The following is a 21399-nucleotide window of genomic DNA, read 5'->3' as shown; positions in this document are numbered from 1 at the left end:
GTGCGTGTGGTGGATGTTGTCTCTGCAGTTGCATTCGGGAGCACTTCAGTTCATGCATGACATTTCATGCATGCGCCGGATGCCCCGCCGACGGCGGTGCGCCCTCGCGGTCGCCGAACAGCCCGGCCATCCAGCGGCCGATCTCTTCCGCGTTCGTGTCGCCCGTCTTGCGTGTCGGCGACATGCGTCCGCGCGCAATCACGGCGATGCGGTCGCAGATGTCGAACAGTTCCTCGAGTTCTTCGGAGATCACCAGAATCGCGACGCCGCGCGCCGACAGATCCAGCAACTGCTGGCGGATGAACGCGGCCGCGCCGACGTCGACACCCCAGGTCGGCTGCGCGACGACGAGCACCTTCGGCGCCTGCAGAATTTCGCGGCCGACGATGAATTTCTGCAGGTTGCCGCCCGACAGACTCTGCGCGAGCGCGCCGTCGCCGCCGCAACGCACGTCGAACGATTCGATGCAGCGCTTCGCGAACGCGCGCATCGCGCCTGCGTTGATCCAGCCCGAACGCACCATCTGTTGCCGATGCGCCGTCAGCAGCGCGTTTTCCGCGAGCGACATGGCGGGCACCGCGCCGCGTCCCAGCCGCTCTTCGGGTACGAATGCAAAGCCCAGTTTGCGGCGCGCCGCTGCGCCGAGCTTGCCGGCAGGTTTGCCGCAGATCGTCACGGCATCGGCGCGATTGCCCTTGTGCTCGCCCGAGAGCGCCGCCAGCAGTTCCGCCTGCCCGTTGCCCGATACGCCCGCGATGCCGAATATTTCACCTGAATGCACGCTGAACGACACGTCGGCGAGCGACGTGCCGAACGGATCATCGCTGGCAGATGAAAGATTTTTCACGTCGAGCAACACGTCGCCCGGTGTGTGCGCGCGGCGTTCGTAGTCGGGCAGCGAGTGACCGACCATCAGTTGCGCGAGCGATGCATGCGTCTCGTCGCGCGGCGTCACGCGGCCTGTCACCTTGCCGCCGCGCATCACGGTAGCCGTGTCGCAGAGTTCCTGGATTTCGTCGAGCTTGTGGCTGATGTAGAGAATGCTGCAGCCTTCCGACGCGAGCCGGCGCAACGTCGCGAACAGCTTGCGCACGGCTTGCGGCGTGAGCACCGAGGTCGGCTCGTCCATGATGAGCAGACGCGGATTCTGCAACAGGCAGCGAACGATTTCGACGCGCTGCCGCTCGCCCACCGTCAGGCTGTGCACGTGGCGCTGCGGATCGATGTCGAGCCCATACTCCGCCGACACTTCTCGAATGCGCTTGCCCAGTACCTTCAGGTCGAATGGCTCGTCGAGCGCAAGCGCGATGTTCTCGCCGACCGTCAGCGTCTCGAACAGCGAGAAGTGCTGGAACACCATGCCGATGCCGAGCTTGCGCGCTGCCGCCGGGTTCGCGATGTCGACGAGCTGGCCTTCCCAGCGGATTTCGCCTGCATCCGGGCGCACTGCACCGTAGATGATCTTCATCAGCGTGCTCTTGCCCGCACCGTTTTCGCCGAGCACTGCATGAATTTCGCCGGGCGCGACGATCAGCGTGACGTCGTCGTTCGCGCGAACTGCAGGATATTGCTTGCTGATGCCTGTGAGTGCGAGACGTGGTGTGGCGCCGTCGCTACGGTTTGCGCCGTTTGCGTGTGTGCTGCTGCCCGTCGGGCCGCCTGTAGGTGTGTCGCTCATGTTGTTCCGTATTACGCGTGTGGCCCGCGGCACGCGGCGTCGCGCGCGCTCCCCGCTTGAGTCCTGCTCGAATCCCGCTTGAATCCCAAGCGGCTCCCGTTCGAAATTCCGGCCCCGGACGCGCGCGTCGTGCTACCGCAGCCGATCGACAATACCGAAATCGCCCCTCTCAGTCGAGCCGCCAAAATTCCCGCAGAGCCGCGCCGCTGCGCGGTTTGCGGGTATCCCACCCTTGACGGCTCTTTATCTCTATATTAAAACGCATATACCCCCAAGCCCGTTCGATCAGCCAAAACATATATTTCGGAGAAGTCATGAGTCAGCAACGCGAGGCGATCGACACTTACCTACTGCGCGTCTTGCACACCCTTCTGATGGAGCGCAGCGTCACGCGCGCCGCCGTCAAACTGAACCAGTCCCAACCGGCTATCAGTGCCGCGCTGCGGCGGCTGCGCGACATCACGGGCGACCCGCTGCTCGTGCGCGGAAAATCCGGCATGGTGCCGACCGAGTACGGACTGCGCCTGCTCGAACCCGTGCAAAATGCACTGCGCGAAATCGAACGCATTAAATTTCAGCAGCACAACTTCGATCCGGCGACGTCGATCCGCTGCTACCGGATCGGCTGCCCGGACTACCTGAACGTGCTGTTCGTGCCGACCGTCGTCGAGCGCTTCCGCAAGGCCGCGCCGAACGCGACGCTCGAGTTCCATTCGCTTGGCCCCGCGTTCGACTATGAACTGGCGCTCGAGGACGGCAAGCTCGATATCGTCGTCGGCAACTGGCCGGAACCGCCCGAGCAACTGCACCTGTCCAATCTGTTCGTCGACCAGATCGTGTGTCTGATGAGCAACACGCATCCGTTCGCAAAGCGCGGCAACCTAACGCTCGATCAATACCTGAACGCGCCGCATCTTGCGCCGACGCCCTATTCCGTCGGCCAGCGCGGTGCGATCGACGTGCATCTCGCGCGCGAGCGCCTGAAACGCCATGTCGTCGTCACGCTGCCGTACTTCAACCTTGCGCCGTACGTGCTGATCAAATCCGATCTGATCTTCACGACCACGCGCCTGTTCGCCGACTACTACGCGAAGTTCCTGCCGCTGACCGTCGTGCCCGCACCGCTGGATTTCCCGCCGATGCAGTATTACCAGTTGTGGCATGAGCGCGTGCATTACTCCGATGAAGTGCGCTGGTTGCGCAGCCTCGTCGCCGAAGCGACCAAGACGCTGATCGCGAAGTAGTTCACCTTTCACGCGACAAGCAAAGCACTATCTTTCAGGCGGCGGTTTCGAACCGCCGCCTTGCTTTCATGCCGCGCGCTTATGCTGCACTTTCATACAGCGTCCGCGCGAGACTGTTGTGCCGCTCGATCACCGGACCGAGATCCACCGTCGTCAGCACGCCGTCCTTCACCACGACCTTTCCGCCAATCACGCTCGTCGATACCTGCGACGGCGCGCAGAACACCAGCGCCGCGACGGGATCATGTAGCGCGCCCGCAAAGAGCGGCTGCCGCAGATCGAACGACACGAAATCCGCCGCCATGCCGGGCGCCAACGCGCCGATATCGTCGCGATTCAGCACTTTCGCGCCGCCAAGCGTCGCAATCTCGAGTGCCTCGCGCGCGGTCATCGCATCCGGTCCAAAGCCGACCCGCTGCAACAGCAGCGCCTGACGCACTTCGGCGACCATCTGCGCGCCGTCGTTGGAAGCCGATCCGTCGACACCCAGGCCGACGGGCACGCCCGCGAGCCGCATCTTCTTCACGGGCGCGATGCCCGATGCGAGCCGCATGTTCGAACACGGACAATGCGCGACGCCCGTTCCCGTACGCGCAAACAGTTCGATACCTGCATCGTCTAGCTGCACGCAGTGCGCATGCCATACATCGCGGCCGACCCAGCCGAGGTCCTCTGCATATTCGGCCGGCGTCATGCCGAACTTCTCGCGGCTGTAAGCAATATCGTTCACGTTCTCGGCGAGGTGCGTATGCAGCGACACGCCGTAATGCCGCGCCATGGCAGCCGATTCGCGCATCAGATCGCGGCTTACCGAGAACGGCGAACACGGCGCGACAACGACGCGCAGCATGGCGTAACGTCCTTCGTCGTGGTACGTCTCGATCAGACGCTGGGTGTCTTTCAGAATGTCTGCTTCTTTCTCGACGACGGAGTCCGGCGGCAGGCCACCGTCCTTCTGTCCGACGCTCATGCTGCCGCGGCTCGCATGAAAACGCATGCCGATGCGGCGCGCGGCGGCGATGCTGTCGTCGAGCCGGCTGCCGTTCGGATAGATGTACAGGTGATCGCTCGACGTCGTGCAGCCCGACAGCAGCAGTTCGGCCATCGCCGTCAGCGTCGACACCTCGATCATTTCCGGCGTGAGATTCGCCCACACCTTGTACAGGCTGGTCAGCCAGCCGAACAGTTCGGCGTCCTGCGCGGCAGGAATCGCGCGCGTCAGGCTCTGATACATGTGGTGGTGCGTGTTGACGAGCCCGGGAATCACCAGATGGCCCGTCATGTCGAGGATTTCGTCGGCTGTGTCGGGCAGTTCACTCGTCGGACCCACCGCGACGATCCGGTTGTCTTCGATATACAGGCCGCCGTCGCGCAACTCGCGCCGCTCGCCGTCCATCGTGACCAGCACGTCCGCATGCCTGACCAGCATCGTCTTGCCGCGCTGGCCGGTCGTTCGCGTCACGCCGGTTGAACTGGTTTGCATCGTCATTCGTTTCTCCAGTGCTGCCCTGTGTTGCCGCAGATGAGGCCGCCGCACGATGCTGCGCCGTTGCGCTGCTCTGGCCGCATGTAGCCGCTCAAAGCTGCATCGTTCTGCCGTCGCCGCAGCCTGCGGTTGTCCGGGCAAGTGCAAAAGTCGTTCGAACGCGATGTCGGCGGCACGCCACCGTGCCGTCGCGTCCGTTCGAACGCAGTTGGCCCGGTTACCCAGCGTGTTCCGCCGTCTTCGGGATGCGCGGCACCGCCGCGCATGGACGTAACCTTCGGGCGACAAAATTGCGCTGGCAACTCGCGCCGCTGCGATACCGAAGTTCACACCGCGCATATAGTCGTCATTTTTGGCGCCGGTACGATCGGAACCGTGCAGCACCTCCCGTCGAGCCTGCATCGGACTGCCTGTCCGATACCCGCCTGCGGGGCGTCATGCGGTAGCGATTATCTTTCCTATCGCTGGCGCGCGAAGGTGAACAATGTTTCTACAATGGATGTCACGGCGCTCGCTTCAAACCGCCGACGGGTATGTAGCCACTGACGTGGAGCCTCGATCCGCCGCAACGTGTAATGGATCGGGCCGCCGCTGATACCTCGCATCCACACAAGGACAATCGCGAATGGGCAAGCTCACTACCCACGTGCTCGACACGGCAAACGGCCGTCCCGGCGCCGATATCAAGGTCGAACTCTTTGCGCTCTCCGGCGACACGCGCCGCGCGCTCAAAACCACCACCACCAATCACGACGGCCGCTGCAACGAGCCGCTGCTCGAAGGCGATGCACTCGCCGTCGGCGAATATGAACTGGTGTTCCATGCAGGCGACTATTTTGCGTCGATCGGCACCAAAGTGCCTGAACCGCGCTTCGTCGATCGCGTCGTGCTGCGTTTTGGCATCGCCGATGCAGGTGCGCACTATCACGTGCCGCTGCTGGTGTCGCCGTGGGCGTACAGCACGTATCGCGGCAGCTGAAGCGATCGGCGTCGCGTGCACGATCGTGCGCGTGCGTGCATTTCGCAGATGACATGGAGACATTCGCGAAGCGCAAGCCAGAAAGCCGTGATCGATCGGCACCCGATTTCATCCGATTGCCGTTGCATGCACTGATCCAATAGCGGACATGCACCGGCGCAACAACCCCGCATGCCGCGCAACACCCAAGATGCTGCGCGAACAACGAATCAGGAGTGGAGGAGTTTCATGGAAGGCTTTATCACCGACTGGCTGAATCTCGCGATTCGCTGGTTTCACGTTATCGCCGCGATTGCATGGATCGGCGAGTCGTTCTACTTCGTTGCGCTCGACAACAGCCTGAAGCCGCCTGTGGACCCGAATCAGCGCCGACGCGGCGTGTTCGGCGAACTGTGGCACGTGCACGGCGGCGGCTTCTACAACATGCAGAAGTACACCGTCGCACCGCCCGAAATGCCCGACGACCTGCACTGGTCGAAGTGGCCGTCGTACACGACCTGGCTGTCCGGCTTCGGTCTCTTCACGGTGTTGTATCTGTTCGCGCCGAACACGTATCTGATCGACAAGAACGTGCTCGACATGGGCCCCGTCGTCGCGATCTTCTCGGCGCTCGGCTTTCTCGCTGCGGGCTGGATCGTGTATGACTCGCTGTGCCGGCTGCTCGGCAACAAGGACAAGGTGCTCGGCATCTGCGTGGGCATCTATGTGCTGATCGCCGCGTTCCTCGCGTGCCACATCTTCGCGGGCCGTGCGGCGTATCTGATCATGGGCGCGATGCTCGCGACGATCATGTCGGCGAACGTGTTCTTCGTCATCATCCCTGGTCAGCGCAAGATGGTCGCCGCGATGCTCAAGGGCGAAACGCCGAACCCGATCTACGGCAAGCGCGGCAAGCAGCGCTCAGTCCACAACACGTACCTCACGCTGCCCGTCGTGTTCGCGATGCTGTCGAACCACTACGCGATGACGTACACGCATCCGTACAACTGGGCGGTGCTGGTCGTCATCATGCTGGCGGGCGCGCTGATCCGTCAGTTCTTCGTGATGCGTCACCGTGGCCAGGTGCTGTGGTATCTGCCGCTCGCCGGCATCGTGCTGATGTTCGGCGCGCTGTTCTGGACGATGCCGAAGCCCGTCGTGCCCGTGGCGGAAGCGGCGAACGCGCCTGTCGTGAAGACGGCCGATATCGTGCCCGTGCTGCAGCAGCGCTGCGTCGCCTGCCACTCCGCGCATCCGACGATGATGGGCAGCGCACCCGCTGGCGTGCTGCTCGATACGCCTGCAGAGATTTCGACGAACGCGCAGCGCATCTATCAGCAGGCCGTGACGCTGAAGGCGATGCCGCTCGGCAACGTCACGCACATGACCGACGAGGAACGTCAGAAGATCGCCGCGTGGTTCCAGGGCGGTGCGGTGAATTAACGAATGAGGTGTCGATGACGGGCGCAAGCCCGGTTCTTCGAGGTTAGCGGGCTGTTCGCGCAAGCGGCAGTCCGCATTTTTTTATGCCAGTGACGGTGCGCAAAAATCGTCACACGTGCTCATCGGTCCACGCGAAAGCCGCGGCTGGAGATCGACACGGAATTGCCGTCCGGGTCTTTTGCATTCGCAAAGCTGTAGCCGTCCGTGCGATGCGTCGCGCCGAACACGAGTCCGTCAGTTGCACAGTGAGCCTTAAACGCTTCCACGTCCTCTACGTCGAATACCAGCTTGACGGTCGCTTGCCCTGCTTTGACGCCTTTCGCGGCAGGATGAATCAACAGGATCACGCCGCCGTGCGGCGAAGTCAGTTCGACGATACGGTCGTCGTTATCGCGCGTGGCCGTGAAGCCGAAATAGCGCTGATAAAACGCACACGCGCGTTCGACGTCCCTCACATACAGCAAAATCCGGTTCAGTGACGCTTGCATGTTTTTCTCGCGAATAGGTTGTGCTGTCTATCATCAAGGCCGCCAGCGATTGTCCGCGATTTCATATGCCACGCACAACACGCGCACCAAAGCAAAAGCCCATTGCGACTTCCATCGCAATGGGCTTTTTCAACCACAACCAATCACACTACCAAACCGCGCAATTCAAACATAAACACAGCGCGCAAGTATCAGACGACAACCGCATTCATCGCCTCTTCCGTCAACCACTGCGACTCGCGCAAATTTTGCTCGTTGAGATTGTGCCCGTCGCCACCACGATCCACGACGATGAAATCGCTCACCTCGCCCAATGCGAGCAGCGGATGGTGCCACACGCCTTTCGCGTAGTTCACGCCTTGCCATCCGCTCGTCACGAACGCGCGAATCTTCGATTCATCCAGCTCGCCAGCAGGCGCAACGACAACCAGATACGGCTTGTCGTTCAACGGAATGAACGCTTGCGAACCCAGCGGATGCCGCTCCATCATCGTGATTTCGAACGGCAGTGCGCGCGGTTGTCCACGGAACAGATTGACGAGCGTGCGGCCGCCTTCGTCGGTGATGTCGACATTCGCGAGATCGTGGTAGCGGATCGTCGTGCCGAGATTGATCGGGATCTGCTTCGCGCCTTCCAGTTCGATCACGTCCCCGAACGGCGCGAATGCTTCGCGTGTCAGCGGTTCGATAGCGAGTGTCTTCATGATGCGAGCGTGCCCCACAGACGCAGGCGCGACACGCCACCATCCGGAATGATGTTGAAGCGGATATGCGTGACGGGCCCGAGCGCCGCGATCTCGTTTTCGAAGAAGTGCTGTTTGTCCATCTGCAGCTTCTGCTCGCCGAGCAGCACGGGCCAGAACATCGCCTGCGTGATCAGCGAGCTGTCGGTGCCGCCCGTCACATACGCGGCCTGGATCGAGCAGCGGTCCGGATAGTTGCCCTTGAAGTGCGCGGTATCGACTTCGATCTTCTTGATGACGCCCGGTTGCGCGAGCCCGACGATTGCCCAGTCGTTGCCCGGCTCGCGGCGGCGGCGCGTTTCCCAGCCGTCGCCCATGTTGACGCCGCGGCCCGGCATCAGCAGCGTCGATGCGGCGCCGAAGTGCTGGTTGTTCGCGCCGACCAGATACGCGCCGTTTTCCATCGCGGCGAGGTCGAACAGATCGGTGCGGCTCGCACCCGCCCAATCGACCTGCGGCTGGCCGTACACGCGCAGACGCGCGATGCCGCCGTCCGGATAGATGTTCACGCGCAGGTGCGTATATGCGTTCGTGTCGCCCACTTCGAGGTAGTGGTGGCTGTTGCCTTGCAGCGTCGTCGACGGCACGATCTCCGTCCATTGCGTCGACTGGTTCGGCGCGCCGTCCACCACGCGCGCCGCTTCCACCGATGCCGCCGGCGGGAAGTTGCCCGTGAAGTGGCTGGTATCGAGATCGAGGCCCTTGATGACGCCCGGACGCGCGAGCTTCACTACGCACCAGTCATAGCCCGTCGTGCGCTTGCGGCGCGTTTCCCAGCCGTCCATCCACTTGCCGTGCTCGTCGTACTTGCCCGGAATGAACACGGCCGGCTCCGGATTCAGCATGCGGTCTTTCGGCGCGAAGAAATCGTCGCTGGCTTCGAGCGCCTGTGCGCCAAGACGCGGGTCCGCGAGGTTCACGAAACGGCGCGTGAATTCGGGGGCGTTGGGATCGAGAATCGGGAGTGCCATCGTTGTCTTCCTTGCTGTCGGGTTGTTGCTTTGTGAGTGCGTGAATGCGTGCCGGTGTTACGGCTATCAGGCGACGATCAGGCGCTGATCAGATCGTCGAGACGAAAACGCGCGATGCGATAGATCTGGTCGAGGCTCGCGCGCAGTTCGTCGGCGCGGCTGTTGTTCACGCGCGCTTCGAAGTTCGCGATGATGCCGTACCGGTCATAGCCGCGCACGGCGAGAATGAACGGAAAGCCGAACTTCTCGCGATACGCCGCGTTCAGGCGCAGCAACTTGTCGAACTCTTCCTGCGTGCATTGACCGAGGCCAGCGCCGCTTTGCTCGCGCGTTGATTCGGCCGTCAGTTCGCCGCGCACGGCCGCCTTGCCCGCAAGTTCCGGGTGAGCGTTGATCAGCGCGAACTGCTTCGCTTCGCCCGCGGTTTCGACGGCGCTCGACATCGTCTTGTGCAACGCGTCGATGTTCGCGTACGGACGCTGCGCGGCAGCCACTTCGGCGACCCACGGCGAATGCTCGAAGATGCCCGACAGCGCCGCGACGAACGCGTCGGTCGAGATGCTGTTGAGTTGGTCCAGTGTGTATTGCATCGCCTTCATGCCGCAGCCCCGCGGTTGTCCTGTTGTTGATAAGGATGATGCTCACGCCAGTGACGCGCGATATCGACACGCCGTGTCACCCAGACGCGCTCGTGCTTTTCGATGTGATCGAGAAAACGCTGCAGCGCGCGCATCCGCCCAGGGCGGCCGAGCAGGCGGCAGTGCATGCCGATCGACAGCATCTTGGGCGCTTCGTCGCCCTCTTCGTACAGCACGTCGAATGCGTCGCGCAGATACGTGAAGAAATGGTCCGCCGTGTTGAAGCCTTGCGGCGTGGCGAAGCGCATGTCGTTGGTGTCGAGCGTGTACGGCAGGATCAGTTGCGGTACTTTCGCGCCGCCCGTCACTTCGACGTCCATCCAGAACGGCAGGTCGTCGCCGTAGTTATCCGAGTCGTACAGAAAGCCGCCGTATTCGGCGACCAGCCGATGCGTATTAGGACTGTCGCGGCCCGTGTACCAACCGAGCGGCCGCTGGCCCGTCACGCGCTCGATCGCTTCCATGCCCAGGCGCATATGCTCGGCTTCGCGCTCGGGCGACATGTCCTGATAGTGAATCCAGCGATAGCCGTGACAGGCGATCTCATGGCCCAGTTCGACGAAAGCGCGCGCGAGCTCCGGATGCCGCTCGATCGCCATGCCGACGCCGAACACTGTCAGTGGCAGACCGCGCTTCTCGAACTCGCGCAGGATGCGCCACACGCCCGCGCGCGAGCCATATTCGTAGATCGACTCCATGCTCATGTGACGCGCCGGATACGACGCCGCGCCGACGATTTCCGACAGGAACTGTTCCGAGCCGGGATCGCCATGCAGCACGCAGTTCTCGCCGCCCTCTTCGTAGTTGAGAACGAACTGGACCGCGACGCGCGCGCGTCCTGGCCAGTTTGCCTGCACGGGGTGGCGGCCGTAGCCGATCAGGTCGCGCGGATAGTTCGGGTCGAATGACATGATGTGAATGGCGCAGCGGTTGACGTGAGCGTTGACGGGTACGCACCGGCGACGTCGTAAAAGCGGGAAAACACGCTACGGCAGGGCCGGCAGGGTTGAACCAGTGTAGCGAAAACACCCGGGTGCGCCCATACACCCGGGCAGATAGTGCATGTCAGACTGAGTGTATGTGCGGTGCAATATTAGCGGCGGGGTCGGCGCGTAGCGCACTCGAGTTCACCCGCAGCAGCGCTTCCCCGGCGCCTTGCTGGGCGGCAGGCGCTGCGGCTGGCTGCTCGCCCGTCGGGCTGAAGCGCGCGAACTCGCCGTCATAGCGCTTGGCAAGCGGGCGCGCGTAGTCGCCCCGCTTGGCCGTGGCCAGCCGCAGCGAAACGAGCGCTTCAACCCATTTCACAGCCGCCGTCACGCCTTCGACGACGGGCGCGCCCAGCGCATCCTCGATCTCCCGGCACAGCTCTGCCATTCCCGCGCAGCCGAGCACGATCGCGTCCGAGCCGTCCTCGTCGAGTGCGCGCCGGCATTCGTCGAGAATGATGCGCCGCGCGGAGGAGCCGGGCTGATCGAGTTCGAGCACGGCGACATCCGTTGCGCGCACGTTGCGGCAGAACCGCTTCATGCCATAGCGCTCGGCCAGATGCCAGGCCATGCCGCAGGTCCGCGAGAGCGTCGTCACCACCGAGAAGCCCGGCGCCAGCACGCTCGCCGCATGCATCGCCGCCTCCGCGATGCCGATCACCGGGCCGCGCGCCAGTTCGCGCGCCGCGTAAAGGCCAGGATCGCCGAAACATGCAATCACATAACCATCGAAGCCTTCGCGCTCGCCCGCTTCGATTTCCGCGAGCAGGCCCGGCGTGGCGAGCGCCTCGTCGTAATAGCCTTCGATCGACGGCGGGCCCATCGTCGGGCTCACCGCCACCAGCTCCGTTCCCGGCGCCACGACGTCGCGCGCACAACGGCCCATGGCCTCCGTCATCCGTTGCGTCGTGTTCGGGTTGATCAGTTTGATACGCATGTCGACTCCTATGTCGACCGGAGTTGGCGCTTTAGCGCTTACTCCGGTCCCATGCAAGTTATTGCGTCGACCGGAGTTGGCGCTTTAGCGTCTACTCCGGTCCCATGCAAGATATTGCTTGCATCCTTTGATGAACTTTTATGCACCGCGCGGCAGATTGCGAGCCAGCACGCTGTAGAACACTGCACCGAGTCCGGCGCCGATGAACCACGAGAAGTTCGCAAGACCGTCCAGCGACGGTACCATCACGCAGATCACCGCGATCACTGCAGCCGGCAGCAGCGCACCGACGGCACGATAGTTCACGCCGTTGTGATACCAGTACAAACCCTTTTCCGACACCGTGTACAGATCGTCGAGCACGACCTTCTGACGCTTCACGAGGAAGAAATCGATGATCAGGATGCCGTACAAAGGTCCAATGAAGCTGCCGAGCACGTCGAGCGTGTAGTGGATCACGGCCGGATTGTTGAACAGGTTCCACGGCGTGATGAAAATGGATGCCACTGCAGCGAGCATGCCACCTGCACGCCAGCTGATCAGTTTCGGTGCCACGTTCGAGAAGTCAAATGCAGGCGACACGAAGTTCGCGACGATGTTGATGCCAATGGTCGCAATCGTGAACGTCAGTGCACCGAGAATCACGGCTGTCGGGTAGTCGATACGGCCCACCGTTTCGACGGGATCGGTGATGAGTTCGCCGAACACGGGCAGCGTCGCAGCCGTCGTGACGACCGTCACCAGCGAGAACGCGAGGAAGTTGACGGGCAGGCCCCAGAAGTTGCCGCGCTTGACGCTGCGGAAGCTCTTGCCGTAGCGCGAGAAGTCGCCGAAGTTCAGCATCGGGCCGGAGAAGTACGACACCACCAGCGAGATCGCCGTGATCATCACCGGGATCACTTCCATGCCGTGATACTTCACGCCGCCCAGATTGATGCCGATGTTCTTCCAGCCCGCACGCCAGATCATGTAGCCGGCGAGAATGAACATCACCACGTACACGGCGGGACCGGCGAAGTCGATGAACTTCTTGATCGTCTCCATGCCGTTCCAGAACACGAGTGCCTGCAAAACCCACAGCAACATGAAGCCGGCCCAGCCGATCGTCGACAGACCCATGAAGCCGTGATGATGCACATCCGCATAGGGCAGCAGTTGTGGGAAGAACTTGAGCACGACGATCACCAGCGCGCTCGACGCGAGATACGTCTGGATGCCATACCATGCAACCGCAATCAGGCCGCGGATCACGGCGGGCACGTTGGCGCCCAGCACGCCGAAGGTCGCACGGCACGCGACGGGATACGGCACGCCGTTCTGCTGGCTCGGCTTCGCGATCATGTTGCACAGCACGTTGACGAATGTAATGCCAACGAGCAGCGCGATCAGCACCTGCCAGCTCGTCAGCCCGAGCGCGAAGAGACTCCCCGCGAACACGTAACCGCCGACGCTGTGCACGTCCGACATCCAGAACGCGAAGATGTTATACGCGCCCCACGTCTGATGCTTCAACGGCGCGAGGTCTTCGTTGTACAGGCGTTCGCTGTAGCCTGCGGGCATCGCGTGAGCGCCTTGTCCGCTGCTCTCGTAATCGGGGATTGCCGAACTATCCGGTGCTGCACTGAACTGAGCCATGGATTCCTCCTAAGATGGGAACGCCGACGGGAATCGACGAGCATTGCATCGTGTATGCCAGGCGCGCGGCCGGCCCACTATGTGGCTGGCGCGTATGCGCATCGCTTACAGGTTGCCGCGGATGTCTCCGTACTTACGTACTTGTTTTGATGACCTTGCAGGCTTTCCGCGAACGCCTGCAAGGCTTCGCCGTGTGAGCGTGGTCCGCCTGATGGGCGTCCCTCGCCGTCCGGTCTTTCGGTCTCGATACACGCCGGGTGCGGCGTGTATCGGATGTGATAGCGATCGACCTTTGGGTCGACTTTCTGGTCAAGCTCCGTTCACTTCAGTGCAGCGCGCACCGCCAGCGAGCGCGGGCGTGCGTCAGGCTTGCACTTCGACAATCTTCAGCCGGCTGCGGCCCTGGGCGCGCGCATGCCGAACACTTCGTGCAGATCGGTCCCACCGCTAGCCGGCCGATCCAGCATCTTCAACTCGACGCTCTGCAAGTGGCGCGACATCAGTGCGCCTGCTGTCTTCGCGTCGCCGCTGTCGAGTGCGGCGAGAATCGCTTCGTGGTCTTCGAACGAACACGGGCTGCGGCCCAGCGATTCGTACAGCGCCGAGATCAGCGTCGAGCGCGCGACCAGTCCGTTCAGGCAATCGCACAGCACCGTGTTGCCCGTCAGTGACGCAAGCTCCGTATGGAACTCGCCCGACAGCCTGATCCACGCCGGAAAGTCGCGCGATTCGAACGCCTTGCGCTCCCGCGCGATCATCCCGCCGATGTTCTTCAACCGCCGCGAGCCCTGGCTCGCGCAAATCTTGTCGACGACGGCCAGTTCGATGATCCGGCGCATCTCGAACACTTCATGTACTTCCTGCAGCGACGGACTCGCGACAAACGCGCCGCGGTTCGGCTCCAGATCGACGAGGTGGTCGGTGGACAGCAGAGCGAGCGCTTGACGGATCGGTCCGCGCTTGACACCGAATACTTCGCACAACTGGGCTTCCGTCAATTTCGCGCCAGGCGCGAGCCGATGCTCGAGGATCGCGGCGCGAATGCGCTCGGCGATCGCTTCGGGTTTCGTGCTGCTCGCGGTGACGTTGTGTGTGTCGGACATGATGGGCGTGCTGTTATGTGGTCCATCTTAGGACGGACATAAATATTGTCAACAATTTTGAGGGCGGATTTACGACAATTCTGGTTTGGACTGAAGTGCTCAAAACTAACCCAAACGCTCCGAAAGCGTTATCAGTGCTCGATTTCAGCGCATACGCACGGTTCGATCGCCGCCTTCCTTGCAGACTATTTTGTCAACAAAATCCGGCCGTGCGCCGACGCGACGGCACTGGGAGGCATCAAACGCGCCAGACAGTTAGTTGCATTAGACGCTCAAAAACAAAGGCGAGCTGCCTCGCCTTCGCCGGATGTGAAACAGGGACCCAACCGTCATTCGAGCACGGGATGCCCTGAAACGGTCAGCTTGAACCCGCGCGCGCCCGCAACGAGACGCGCTTCGGCGCCGACGGGCAGCGTCACCATATCGGGAATATGGCCGAACTGCAGCCCCGTCACGATCGGAATGCCGACCACCGACCTCACCTGCTCGACCATCGCGCGCAGATCGTATCCGTTGTCGTAGTCGAACGGCTTGCCGCCCGAGAAATCCCCCAGCACGAGCGCCTGTTGCCGCTCGAGAATGCCCGCCAGATGCAACTGATAAATCAGCCGCTCGATCCGGAATGGCTGCTCGTTCACGTCCTCGACAAACAGGATGCCGCCTTCCACAGGCGGCATGTACGGCGAGCCGACCAGCGATGCGATCACCGCCAGATTGCCGCCCCACAGCGTGCCCGTTACGTCGACGGTTTGCGGTTGGGGAGCCGTACTGGAAATCGTGAACGTCTCCGAAGTCAGCGCCTTCCAGAAGTGTTTCATCGTGAAATCGCTGACGCTTTCGGCGCCGAAGTCGACGGCGAGCATCGGGCCGCCGAAGGTCTTCACGTTCGCCTGCGACAGCAGCGCAAGCTGCAGCGCCGTGAAATCGCTGTGTCCGCAGAAGGCGATCGGTTGGTCGCCCAGGCGGCGCTGCAGGCCGCGATAGTCGAGCCCATGCAGGATGCGCACTGCGCCGTACCCGCCGCGCACGGCGAGCACGATATCCGGCAGTTCGCGCGATGGATCCGCGAGGCGATTGAGTTCAGCCGCGCGCTCGCCATCCGTGCCGGCGAACCGCTGATAGCGCCGCTGCGTCGCGTTGACGTTCTCCACGTGATGTCCTTGCGCACGCAAACGCTTCAGCGCGAGATGAATCGCGTTCGGATCGTGTGGATAGCCGGAAGGCGCGATCAGTTCGATGGTGCGGTGCTTGGCCATATGAAGTGGCAAGTCAGTGGGTCTGATTAGTGTCCGCACGCGGATCGGCGGCATCCGATGCGTTGTTCAATGCGGCTGCAGCGCGCGCTTCCCGCGCGGCGCGCCGGCGGTCGGCGAAAAACGAGCGCAACGCAGCGCCGCACTCCTCTTCGAGCACGCCGCCCGTCACTGTCGTGTGATGGTTCAGTTGCGGATTCGCGAAGGCATCGACGACGCTACCGCACGCGCCCGTCTTCGGATCGCGCGCGCCGAACACGACGCGTGCGATGCGCGCGTGCATGATCGCGCCCGCGCACATCAGGCAAGGCTCCAGCGTCACATAGAGCTCGCAACCCGGCAGCCGGTAATTTTCGAGCTTCTGCGCAGCGGCGCGCAGCGCGGCCATTTCGGCGTGCGCGGAAGGATCGTGACCGCCGATCGGATGATTGAAGCCTTTTGCAATCACTTCGTCGCCACAGACCAGCACCGCGCCGACAGGCACCTCGCCAACGGCGCGCGCCTCTTCGGCGGCAGCCTGCGCGAGCGCCATGAAGCGGCGATCGCGTTCGGTAATCGGGGCGGGTTCGGGCGCGGGAGTGTCGATGGTAGCGCTCGTCTCGTTCGCGACGCTGACGCCCGAGCAGGACGGGATGATCAAATCTTCAGACGAAACGGAGTCGGCAGACGGCAAAACAGCCGGATCGACGCCGGGGTTCACGCCGGCCCCGCGTCGGCGGTCGGCTCTTCCGCGACGCGCTCGTACAGGCGCTCCGCGATCCGGCGACAGTACTCGCGCGGCATCACGAGCGGCCCGCCGCGCAGCGATTCCAGTGCCATATCGAGGGCCAGCATCTTCGCTTGCAGGCGGCAGCGGCTGCTGCGGTCGCTGACGGCATCCAGCTCGTTCTGCAGGTCGCGCAGCGCCCGCAATTGTTCGACGGCGGGCGGCACGAAGCCCGCATTCTTCAGAATGCGGTTCGCTACGCGAACTTCCTCGGGCACCAGGGCGTCGTCATCGAGAACCTGCGGCGCGCCGGTTCCCGGCAAATCATCGAACTCGCCGCGCGCAGCCGCGGCGGCAATCCGTTGTTCGACAAGTGCATCAAGCAATTTCATTTGCAGTCCACTACGTTGCGGCTCTGGCATTTTATCAGGACGCTGAGAAATGGATTTGTCAGACGCCTAGAGGACACACCCAGGATTAGGAATTGTCGTATGGGCTGGCATTCCAGGCCAAGATATGGTTGTCGGTTTTTCAGCGCTTCCGGCTTCGTCATGCCTATCGAAATTTCGCTCCCGCCATCGTGTCAATTCACCCGAAGCGTGCCGCCGCCCGCAGTTCGCGGATGCCGGGCGCAAATCGCCGCCGCGTCGTCTCGTTCGCGAGGGTGTTTGTAACGGGCGTTGCACTGTCGCTAGCGTTGTCCGGCTGCGGCGTGTTTTGCAACATCGGCGGCGGCAGCGGCGGAGTTGGCGGTAGCTGCGCCATTGGCACCGGCTTTCGCTTCTGACCTCCTCGCTTTTTTCAACCGTTTTTTCACCCGCCTCCCACCCGCGCGTCACTGTTTCACCAGGCGTTTTTATCGGACGCGCAATTTACATACTGTTACGCAGGCCGCGCATCACTAGCGATGCGCGTTTCCCTATACTCGTCGCGGTCCACACCTGGTGGCATCACGACAATCACGTAACATGACCCACACCCGTTTTGCTCGCCCTCTCGTTCGAACGACGTTGATCGCGCTCTGCGTTACGCTGCCGCTCGCAGGCTGCGTCGTCCCTGGCAATTCGCCGTACGGCGCGAGCTATGGCTCGACCTACACCACGCAACCGGCCTACGCACAACCGGCGCAACCGGTCTATGCGCAGCCTGGCTACGCGCAGCAGCCGCAGTATCAACAGCCCTATCAGCAGCCGTATGCGCAGCAGCCGCAGTATCAACAACCCGGCTACGATCAGCCCGATGGACAAGACTACCAGGCTTACCAGCAGCCGCAACAGGGCTATGGATACGGCGAGCAATACGGCGTAGTTTCGTCGATCCAGCCGCTTGCGAATCCAGGCGCCGTGACGGCGGGCGGCGTCGCAGGCACCGTGATCGGTGCGGTTGTCGGCGGCGTGATCGGCAACCAGTTCGGGCGCGGCCATGGACGCGATGCGGCGACTGCGATCGGCGTGCTGGGCGGCGCCGTCGCGGGCAACCAGTTGGGTCAGCAGGCAGGCGCGTCGTCGCCGGGCGGCTACCGGATTGCGGTGCAACTGAACGACGGCTCCGTGCGCGCTTTCGATGTCGGCTCGCCCGGCGACCTGCATCCTGGTGATCGCGTGCGTGTTGCGGGCAACCGGCTCGACCGCTATTAAGCCGCTCAAGCCATCACCAGGCCACGAACTCGACGCGCGCACGCACTGCTAGCACCGAGCGCCGCGCGCTGCTTCGATCACAAGCAATCGAAGCAGCGCGACAACATTCACTCCGGCTCGACCGTTCTCCCCGGCTCATAAAACATCGCGAACAGTTCGGACTGCGATCCGACGCCGAGCTTCGCGTAGATGTGCTTCTTGTGCGCGCGCACCGTTTCGAACGAGATCGACAGCTTCTCCGCGATCGCACGCGACGAGAACCCGCTCAACGACAGCATCGCCACCTCGATCTCGCGCGCAGTCAACGCGCCGCGCCCGTTCTTGCCTGTCAGCATGCCGAAGCGCGCATGCAGATCCGCCTCTTCGTTTCCGGTCGCGCGTGGCTCTTCTTCCCCAACGAACTTCTCGAAACGCAAGCGCTGCTGCATCAACGCGAGCACCCACGGCGAATACAGCGTGAGCAACGCGATCTCGCGCTCGTCGTAGCGGCTCGTCTTGCCGAGTGAAAAGCCCATCGTATGATCGCGATCAATCACGACATTGAAATGCACCTCGTCGCCGACGATATTCTTCTTGAAGTAGCGCTGGTAGTACTCGGTCATCCGGAAGTTGTCAGGCGCAACGTCGGCGAGCGTGTAGAAGCCCGACGCCCGCGTTTCGAACGCGGCGAGATAGAACGGATCGAGCTGATAGAGCGCGGCCAGATAGTCCTGAAACATCAGGTCGATCTTGCCGTCGGGCATAGCCTGCTCGGCGAGCACGAGCGGCGCGGCATCGCGCTTGAAGCGCAACGCGACCCAGCTGTCGAAACCGACATGCCTTTCGAGCACGCGCGTCAGGCGCGCCCAGAAATGCGGACCATCGAGGGCGTCGATGGCCGAGCCGATCTCCCGATGAAAAGCGAGATCTCGCCATTCGAAGTCCATCGTGTCCTCCGGTGAGGGTAACCCTCGTGGGTAATTTCAGGACAAAAATAATACCCTGATAATCCGCCTCAATACGAGGAGCGGGCGACGTACGCACTGTTCCGCGCGGCGCAAGAATGGCAGGAAATACGGATGCGCAACGCACATCGCGCACCGCTGAAAGGCATCTGGAAGGAGGCAACACCATGCAGGTTGAACTGGCGCAAGTCGCGCTGATCGACGGCGACGTCGCGCACAACACGCGCAAGGTCGTCGAGACGATCGGACGCGCCGACACAGCGGGCGGCACGAAGCTGATCGTGTTCCCGGAAACCACGTTGTCGGGCTTTCCGACGCGCGAAAACGTCGCCGAAGTCGCGCAGACGCTCGATGGCCCCGCGCTGACCGCCGTGCGCGACGCCGCCAGGCAAAAGGGTGTCTCGGTCGCAGTGGGCCTCGCCGAACGCGACGGCAACCAGTTCTACAACACGACGGTGCTCGTCGACGAACGCGGCGACATCGCGCTGCGCTATCGCAAGACGCATCTGTGGGCATCGGATGTGGGCGTGTTCACGCCCGGCGACCGCTTCGAAACCTGCATGTGGAACGGCCTCACCGTGGGGCTGCTGATCTGCTACGACATCGAATTTCCCGAATCGGCGCGCGCCGTCGCGGCGCTCGACGCCGATCTGCTGATCGTCACCAACGGCAACATGGACCCGTTCGGCCCCGTGCATCGACGCGCGATCACTGCCCGCGCGATGGAAAACCAGATGTTCGCGCTGATGGTGAACCGCTGCGGCTCCGGCGACGACAACCTGACGTTCCCCGGCCTCTCCGCGCTGATCGATCCGTTCGGCGAAACGGTGCTCGAACTCGGCGGCGAAGAAACGGTGACGAAGGCGACCGTCGATTTCAAACGGCTCGAAGCGAGCCGCGAGCACTACAACTATCTGCACGACGCACGCGTGCCGCTCGGCCTCGTGCCCGTCGAACAGTCGGATGGCCATCGCGCGCTGATGGTCGAAGCGCGCCGCCGCCGCACCGACTGAACGCTTTTCCAGCAGTCTGTCCGGGACGTACCGCACGGGGCCGAGCGCGCCCTGCGCGCGTACGCCCACGCCCGTCGAAATGCCAGCCATAGGCACCATAAGGCATCCAGAAGACATCCATATCGGCCATCGCTATCGGCCTGGCTTTAGGAGAAATCATGCAAGCGTCGTCATCTCATGAACCGTCGCACCTGAAGCGCACGCTCGGCTTGCCGTCCGTGCTGCTGTTCGGTCTCGCCTACATGGCGCCGCTGATCGTCTACGGCACCTACGGCGTGCTCGCCAAAGCCAGCGACGACACAGCCGCCCTCGCCTATCTGCTCGCGCTGATCGCGATCGCCTTCACCGCGCTCAGCTACGGCAAGCTCGCGCGGCTCTACCCCGTCGCCGGCTCGGCGTACACGTACACGCGCAAGACCTTCAACGCGCATCTCGGCTTTTTGATCGGCTGGGCGACGCTGCTCGACTATTTCTTCCTGCCGATGGTGATCTGGCTGATCGGCGCCGCGTATCTGAACGCGGCGTTTCCGCATGTGCCGTCGTGGATCTGGATCGTCGCATTCATCGTGCTGACGAGCGGCCTGAACATCGTCGGGATCGAACTGGCCGCGCGCTTCAACATCGTGCTGATGGTCGTGCAACTGGCGATTGTCGCGATGTTCGTCGCGCTGTGCTGGCACTATGCGTCGGCGGCGGCGGGCCCTGGCGGCATCGCGATGGCCGAGCCGTTCTTCAAGCCGCATGTGCCGCTCGGCGCGACGATGGCGGGCGCCGCGATTGCCGCGTACTCGTATCTCGGTTTCGATGCCGTGTCGACGCTGACGGAAGAAACCATCGATCCGAAGAAGAACATGCCGCGCGCGATCCTGCTGATTGCGTTGATTGGCGGCGCGATCTTCGTGATCGCCGCGTATACGATGCAGTTGGCGCACCCCGGCGTCGAGTTCAAGGACACGGATTCGGCCGCGTTCGAAGTCGCGAAGATGATTGGCGGCGATATTTTCGTGACCGTGTTTCTCGCGGGCCTGATTCTCGCGCAGTTCGCGTCGGGCATCTCGGCGCAGGCGAGCGTCGGCCGCTTGCTGTATGCGATGGGTCCCGATGAAATCCTGCCGAAGCGCTTCTTCGGCTATATCCATCCGCGCTTCAAGACGCCGGCGATCAATATCGCGATTGCGGGCATCGTCGGGCTGATCGCGCTGAAGCTCGATGTGGCCACGTCGACGTCGTTCATCAACTTCGGCGCGTTCCTCGCGTTCACGGCCGTCAACCTGTGCGTGGTCCGTCTGTATCTGTCGGGCAATCATGGCGACCGCAAGATCGGCGTATTCGGCGGGCTGGTGTTTCCGCTGATCGGCGCAGTGGCCGATATCTGGCTGCTCGCGAGCCTCGAAAAGACGGCGCTCGTGCTCGGCGCGGTGTGGTTCGTGCTGGGTATCGCGTACCTGTGCTGGATCACGCGTCTGTTCCGCCAGGCGCCGCCTGAAGTGGCGATCTGAGCGGGTAGTGAAATGCGCGATTCGCCGAGGCGGATCG

At 62.8% G+C, this 21399-nt stretch carries 20 protein-coding genes; 6 read left to right on the top strand and 14 right to left on the bottom strand.

The genetic code is table 11. The features are described 5' to 3' along the window. Window positions 1-64: 64 nt before the first annotated feature. Window positions 65-1678: an ABC transporter ATP-binding protein gene (locus tag C2L64_RS06865; RefSeq protein ID WP_007749349.1), complete on the bottom strand. Its 1614-nt coding sequence runs from the start codon at window positions 1676-1678 to the stop codon at window positions 65-67. Window positions 1679-1992: 314 nt separating this feature from the next. Between C2L64_RS06865 and C2L64_RS06860 the strand changes: the two genes are divergently transcribed. Continuing rightward, window positions 1993-2922 (top strand): LysR substrate-binding domain-containing protein, encoded by a 930-nt coding sequence (locus C2L64_RS06860; RefSeq protein WP_007588280.1) that lies wholly within the window; start codon window positions 1993-1995, stop codon window positions 2920-2922. 79 nt (window positions 2923-3001) lie between these two features. On the opposite strand, the gene C2L64_RS06855 is transcribed toward C2L64_RS06860, so the two are convergent. Then, window positions 3002-4411 carry an 8-oxoguanine deaminase gene (locus C2L64_RS06855; RefSeq protein ID WP_090836021.1) on the bottom strand — a complete coding sequence of 470 codons (1410 nt, stop codon included), beginning with the start codon at window positions 4409-4411 and terminating at the stop codon, window positions 3002-3004. Between the two features lie 622 nt (window positions 4412-5033). Here C2L64_RS06855 and uraH point away from each other — a divergent pair. Together uraH and C2L64_RS06840 are read left to right on the top strand one after the other, a co-directional pair. Then, a complete protein-coding gene (gene uraH / locus C2L64_RS06845) occupies window positions 5034-5387 on the top strand; it encodes a hydroxyisourate hydrolase (protein WP_007588274.1) in 354 nt (117 codons plus the stop codon). A 228-nt stretch (window positions 5388-5615) separates the two neighbouring features. Beyond that, window positions 5616-6809, top strand: a complete 1194-nt coding sequence (locus C2L64_RS06840) for a urate hydroxylase PuuD (RefSeq protein WP_090836019.1) — start codon at window positions 5616-5618, stop codon at window positions 6807-6809. Window positions 6810-6928: 119 nt separating this feature from the next. Here C2L64_RS06840 and C2L64_RS06835 read toward each other — a convergent pair whose 3' ends face one another. From C2L64_RS06835 to C2L64_RS06785, 11 genes are all read right to left on the bottom strand, one after another. After that, window positions 6929-7297, bottom strand: a complete 369-nt coding sequence (locus C2L64_RS06835; protein ID WP_090836018.1) for a VOC family protein — start codon at window positions 7295-7297, stop codon at window positions 6929-6931. A 191-nt stretch (window positions 7298-7488) separates the two neighbouring features. After that, window positions 7489-8001 (bottom strand): ureidoglycolate lyase, encoded by a 513-nt coding sequence (locus C2L64_RS06830; protein WP_090836017.1) that lies wholly within the window; start codon window positions 7999-8001, stop codon window positions 7489-7491. Then, on the bottom strand, window positions 7998-9011 hold the full coding sequence (alc, locus tag C2L64_RS06825) for an allantoicase (RefSeq protein WP_090836016.1): 1014 nt from the start codon (window positions 9009-9011) through the stop codon (window positions 7998-8000). The genes C2L64_RS06830 and alc overlap by 4 nt, the downstream gene beginning before the upstream one ends. A gap of 77 nt (window positions 9012-9088) precedes the next feature. Then, entirely contained in the window at window positions 9089-9610 is a 522-nt protein-coding gene (gene uraD, locus C2L64_RS06820) for a 2-oxo-4-hydroxy-4-carboxy-5-ureidoimidazoline decarboxylase (RefSeq protein WP_090836015.1), read from the bottom strand. After that, window positions 9607-10560: an allantoinase PuuE gene (gene puuE / locus C2L64_RS06815; RefSeq protein ID WP_007749393.1), complete on the bottom strand. Its 954-nt coding sequence runs from the start codon at window positions 10558-10560 to the stop codon at window positions 9607-9609. The genes uraD and puuE overlap by 4 nt, the downstream gene beginning before the upstream one ends. A 154-nt stretch (window positions 10561-10714) precedes the next feature. Next, complete coding sequence (locus C2L64_RS06810) at window positions 10715-11572, bottom strand: aspartate/glutamate racemase family protein (protein WP_079499757.1); 858 nt, start codon at window positions 11570-11572, stop codon at window positions 10715-10717. Window positions 11573-11710: 138 nt separating this feature from the next. Continuing rightward, complete coding sequence (locus C2L64_RS06805) at window positions 11711-13207, bottom strand: NCS1 family nucleobase:cation symporter-1 (protein ID WP_039901437.1); 1497 nt, start codon at window positions 13205-13207, stop codon at window positions 11711-11713. Between the two features lie 386 nt (window positions 13208-13593). Next, the gene (locus tag C2L64_RS06800) at window positions 13594-14310 is read right to left on the bottom strand and encodes a GntR family transcriptional regulator (RefSeq protein ID WP_079485107.1); all 717 of its coding nucleotides are present in this window, start codon (window positions 14308-14310) and stop codon (window positions 13594-13596) included. A gap of 329 nt (window positions 14311-14639) precedes the next feature. After that, window positions 14640-15566 carry a muramoyltetrapeptide carboxypeptidase gene (gene ldcA, locus C2L64_RS06795; RefSeq protein WP_090836014.1) on the bottom strand — a complete coding sequence of 309 codons (927 nt, stop codon included), beginning with the start codon at window positions 15564-15566 and terminating at the stop codon, window positions 14640-14642. Window positions 15567-15579: 13 nt separating this feature from the next. Then, entirely contained in the window at window positions 15580-16149 is a 570-nt protein-coding gene (gene tadA, locus C2L64_RS06790) for a tRNA adenosine(34) deaminase TadA (protein ID WP_244144594.1), read from the bottom strand. 110 nt (window positions 16150-16259) lie between these two features. Further along, the gene (locus C2L64_RS06785) at window positions 16260-16661 is read right to left on the bottom strand and encodes a DnaJ family domain-containing protein (RefSeq protein ID WP_007749400.1); all 402 of its coding nucleotides are present in this window, start codon (window positions 16659-16661) and stop codon (window positions 16260-16262) included. Window positions 16662-17237: 576 nt separating this feature from the next. Between C2L64_RS06785 and C2L64_RS06775 the strand changes: the two genes are divergently transcribed. Further along, on the top strand, window positions 17238-17906 hold the full coding sequence (locus tag C2L64_RS06775) for an outer membrane lipoprotein (protein WP_090836012.1): 669 nt from the start codon (window positions 17238-17240) through the stop codon (window positions 17904-17906). A 107-nt stretch (window positions 17907-18013) separates the two neighbouring features. On the opposite strand, the gene C2L64_RS06770 is transcribed toward C2L64_RS06775, so the two are convergent. Then, window positions 18014-18832, bottom strand: coding sequence for a response regulator transcription factor (locus tag C2L64_RS06770; protein WP_090836011.1), 819 nt, complete (start codon window positions 18830-18832; stop codon window positions 18014-18016). A 185-nt stretch (window positions 18833-19017) separates the two neighbouring features. On the opposite strand from C2L64_RS06770, the gene C2L64_RS06765 reads away from it, so the two are divergent. Next, window positions 19018-19863: a carbon-nitrogen hydrolase family protein gene (locus C2L64_RS06765; RefSeq protein WP_090836057.1), complete on the top strand. Its 846-nt coding sequence runs from the start codon at window positions 19018-19020 to the stop codon at window positions 19861-19863. 158 nt (window positions 19864-20021) lie between these two features. Beyond that, on the top strand, window positions 20022-21362 hold the full coding sequence (locus tag C2L64_RS06760; RefSeq protein WP_090836010.1) for an APC family permease: 1341 nt from the start codon (window positions 20022-20024) through the stop codon (window positions 21360-21362). Window positions 21363-21399 lie beyond the last annotated feature (37 nt).

The organism is Paraburkholderia hospita, assembly GCF_002902965.1.
In the GTDB taxonomy this organism is placed as follows: Bacteria; Pseudomonadota; Gammaproteobacteria; order Burkholderiales; family Burkholderiaceae; genus Paraburkholderia; species Paraburkholderia hospita.
Note: the sequence above shows the minus strand (reverse complement) of the source record. Positions and strands in the feature narration are given on the sequence as shown.

Coding starts and splice junctions, on each gene's coding strand:
- C2L64_RS06865 (WP_007749349.1), bottom strand. CDS start 1,678: ATGAGCGACACACCTACAGGCGGCCCGACGGGCAGCAGCACACACGCA.
- C2L64_RS06860 (WP_007588280.1), top strand. CDS start 1,993: ATGAGTCAGCAACGCGAGGCGATCGACACTTACCTACTGCGCGTCTTG.
- C2L64_RS06855 (WP_090836021.1), bottom strand. CDS start 4,411: ATGACGATGCAAACCAGTTCAACCGGCGTGACGCGAACGACCGGCCAG.
- uraH (WP_007588274.1), top strand. CDS start 5,034: ATGGGCAAGCTCACTACCCACGTGCTCGACACGGCAAACGGCCGTCCC.
- C2L64_RS06840 (WP_090836019.1), top strand. CDS start 5,616: ATGGAAGGCTTTATCACCGACTGGCTGAATCTCGCGATTCGCTGGTTT.
- C2L64_RS06835 (WP_090836018.1), bottom strand. CDS start 7,297: ATGCAAGCGTCACTGAACCGGATTTTGCTGTATGTGAGGGACGTCGAA.
- C2L64_RS06830 (WP_090836017.1), bottom strand. CDS start 8,001: ATGAAGACACTCGCTATCGAACCGCTGACACGCGAAGCATTCGCGCCG.
- alc (WP_090836016.1), bottom strand. CDS start 9,011: ATGGCACTCCCGATTCTCGATCCCAACGCCCCCGAATTCACGCGCCGT.
- uraD (WP_090836015.1), bottom strand. CDS start 9,610: ATGAAGGCGATGCAATACACACTGGACCAACTCAACAGCATCTCGACC.
- puuE (WP_007749393.1), bottom strand. CDS start 10,560: ATGTCATTCGACCCGAACTATCCGCGCGACCTGATCGGCTACGGCCGC.
- C2L64_RS06810 (WP_079499757.1), bottom strand. CDS start 11,572: ATGCGTATCAAACTGATCAACCCGAACACGACGCAACGGATGACGGAG.
- C2L64_RS06805 (WP_039901437.1), bottom strand. CDS start 13,207: ATGGCTCAGTTCAGTGCAGCACCGGATAGTTCGGCAATCCCCGATTAC.
- C2L64_RS06800 (WP_079485107.1), bottom strand. CDS start 14,310: ATGTCCGACACACACAACGTCACCGCGAGCAGCACGAAACCCGAAGCG.
- ldcA (WP_090836014.1), bottom strand. CDS start 15,566: ATGGCCAAGCACCGCACCATCGAACTGATCGCGCCTTCCGGCTATCCA.
- C2L64_RS06785 (WP_007749400.1), bottom strand. CDS start 16,661: ATGAAATTGCTTGATGCACTTGTCGAACAACGGATTGCCGCCGCGGCT.
- C2L64_RS06775 (WP_090836012.1), top strand. CDS start 17,238: ATGACCCACACCCGTTTTGCTCGCCCTCTCGTTCGAACGACGTTGATC.
- C2L64_RS06770 (WP_090836011.1), bottom strand. CDS start 18,832: ATGGACTTCGAATGGCGAGATCTCGCTTTTCATCGGGAGATCGGCTCG.
- C2L64_RS06765 (WP_090836057.1), top strand. CDS start 19,018: ATGCAGGTTGAACTGGCGCAAGTCGCGCTGATCGACGGCGACGTCGCG.
- C2L64_RS06760 (WP_090836010.1), top strand. CDS start 20,022: ATGCAAGCGTCGTCATCTCATGAACCGTCGCACCTGAAGCGCACGCTC.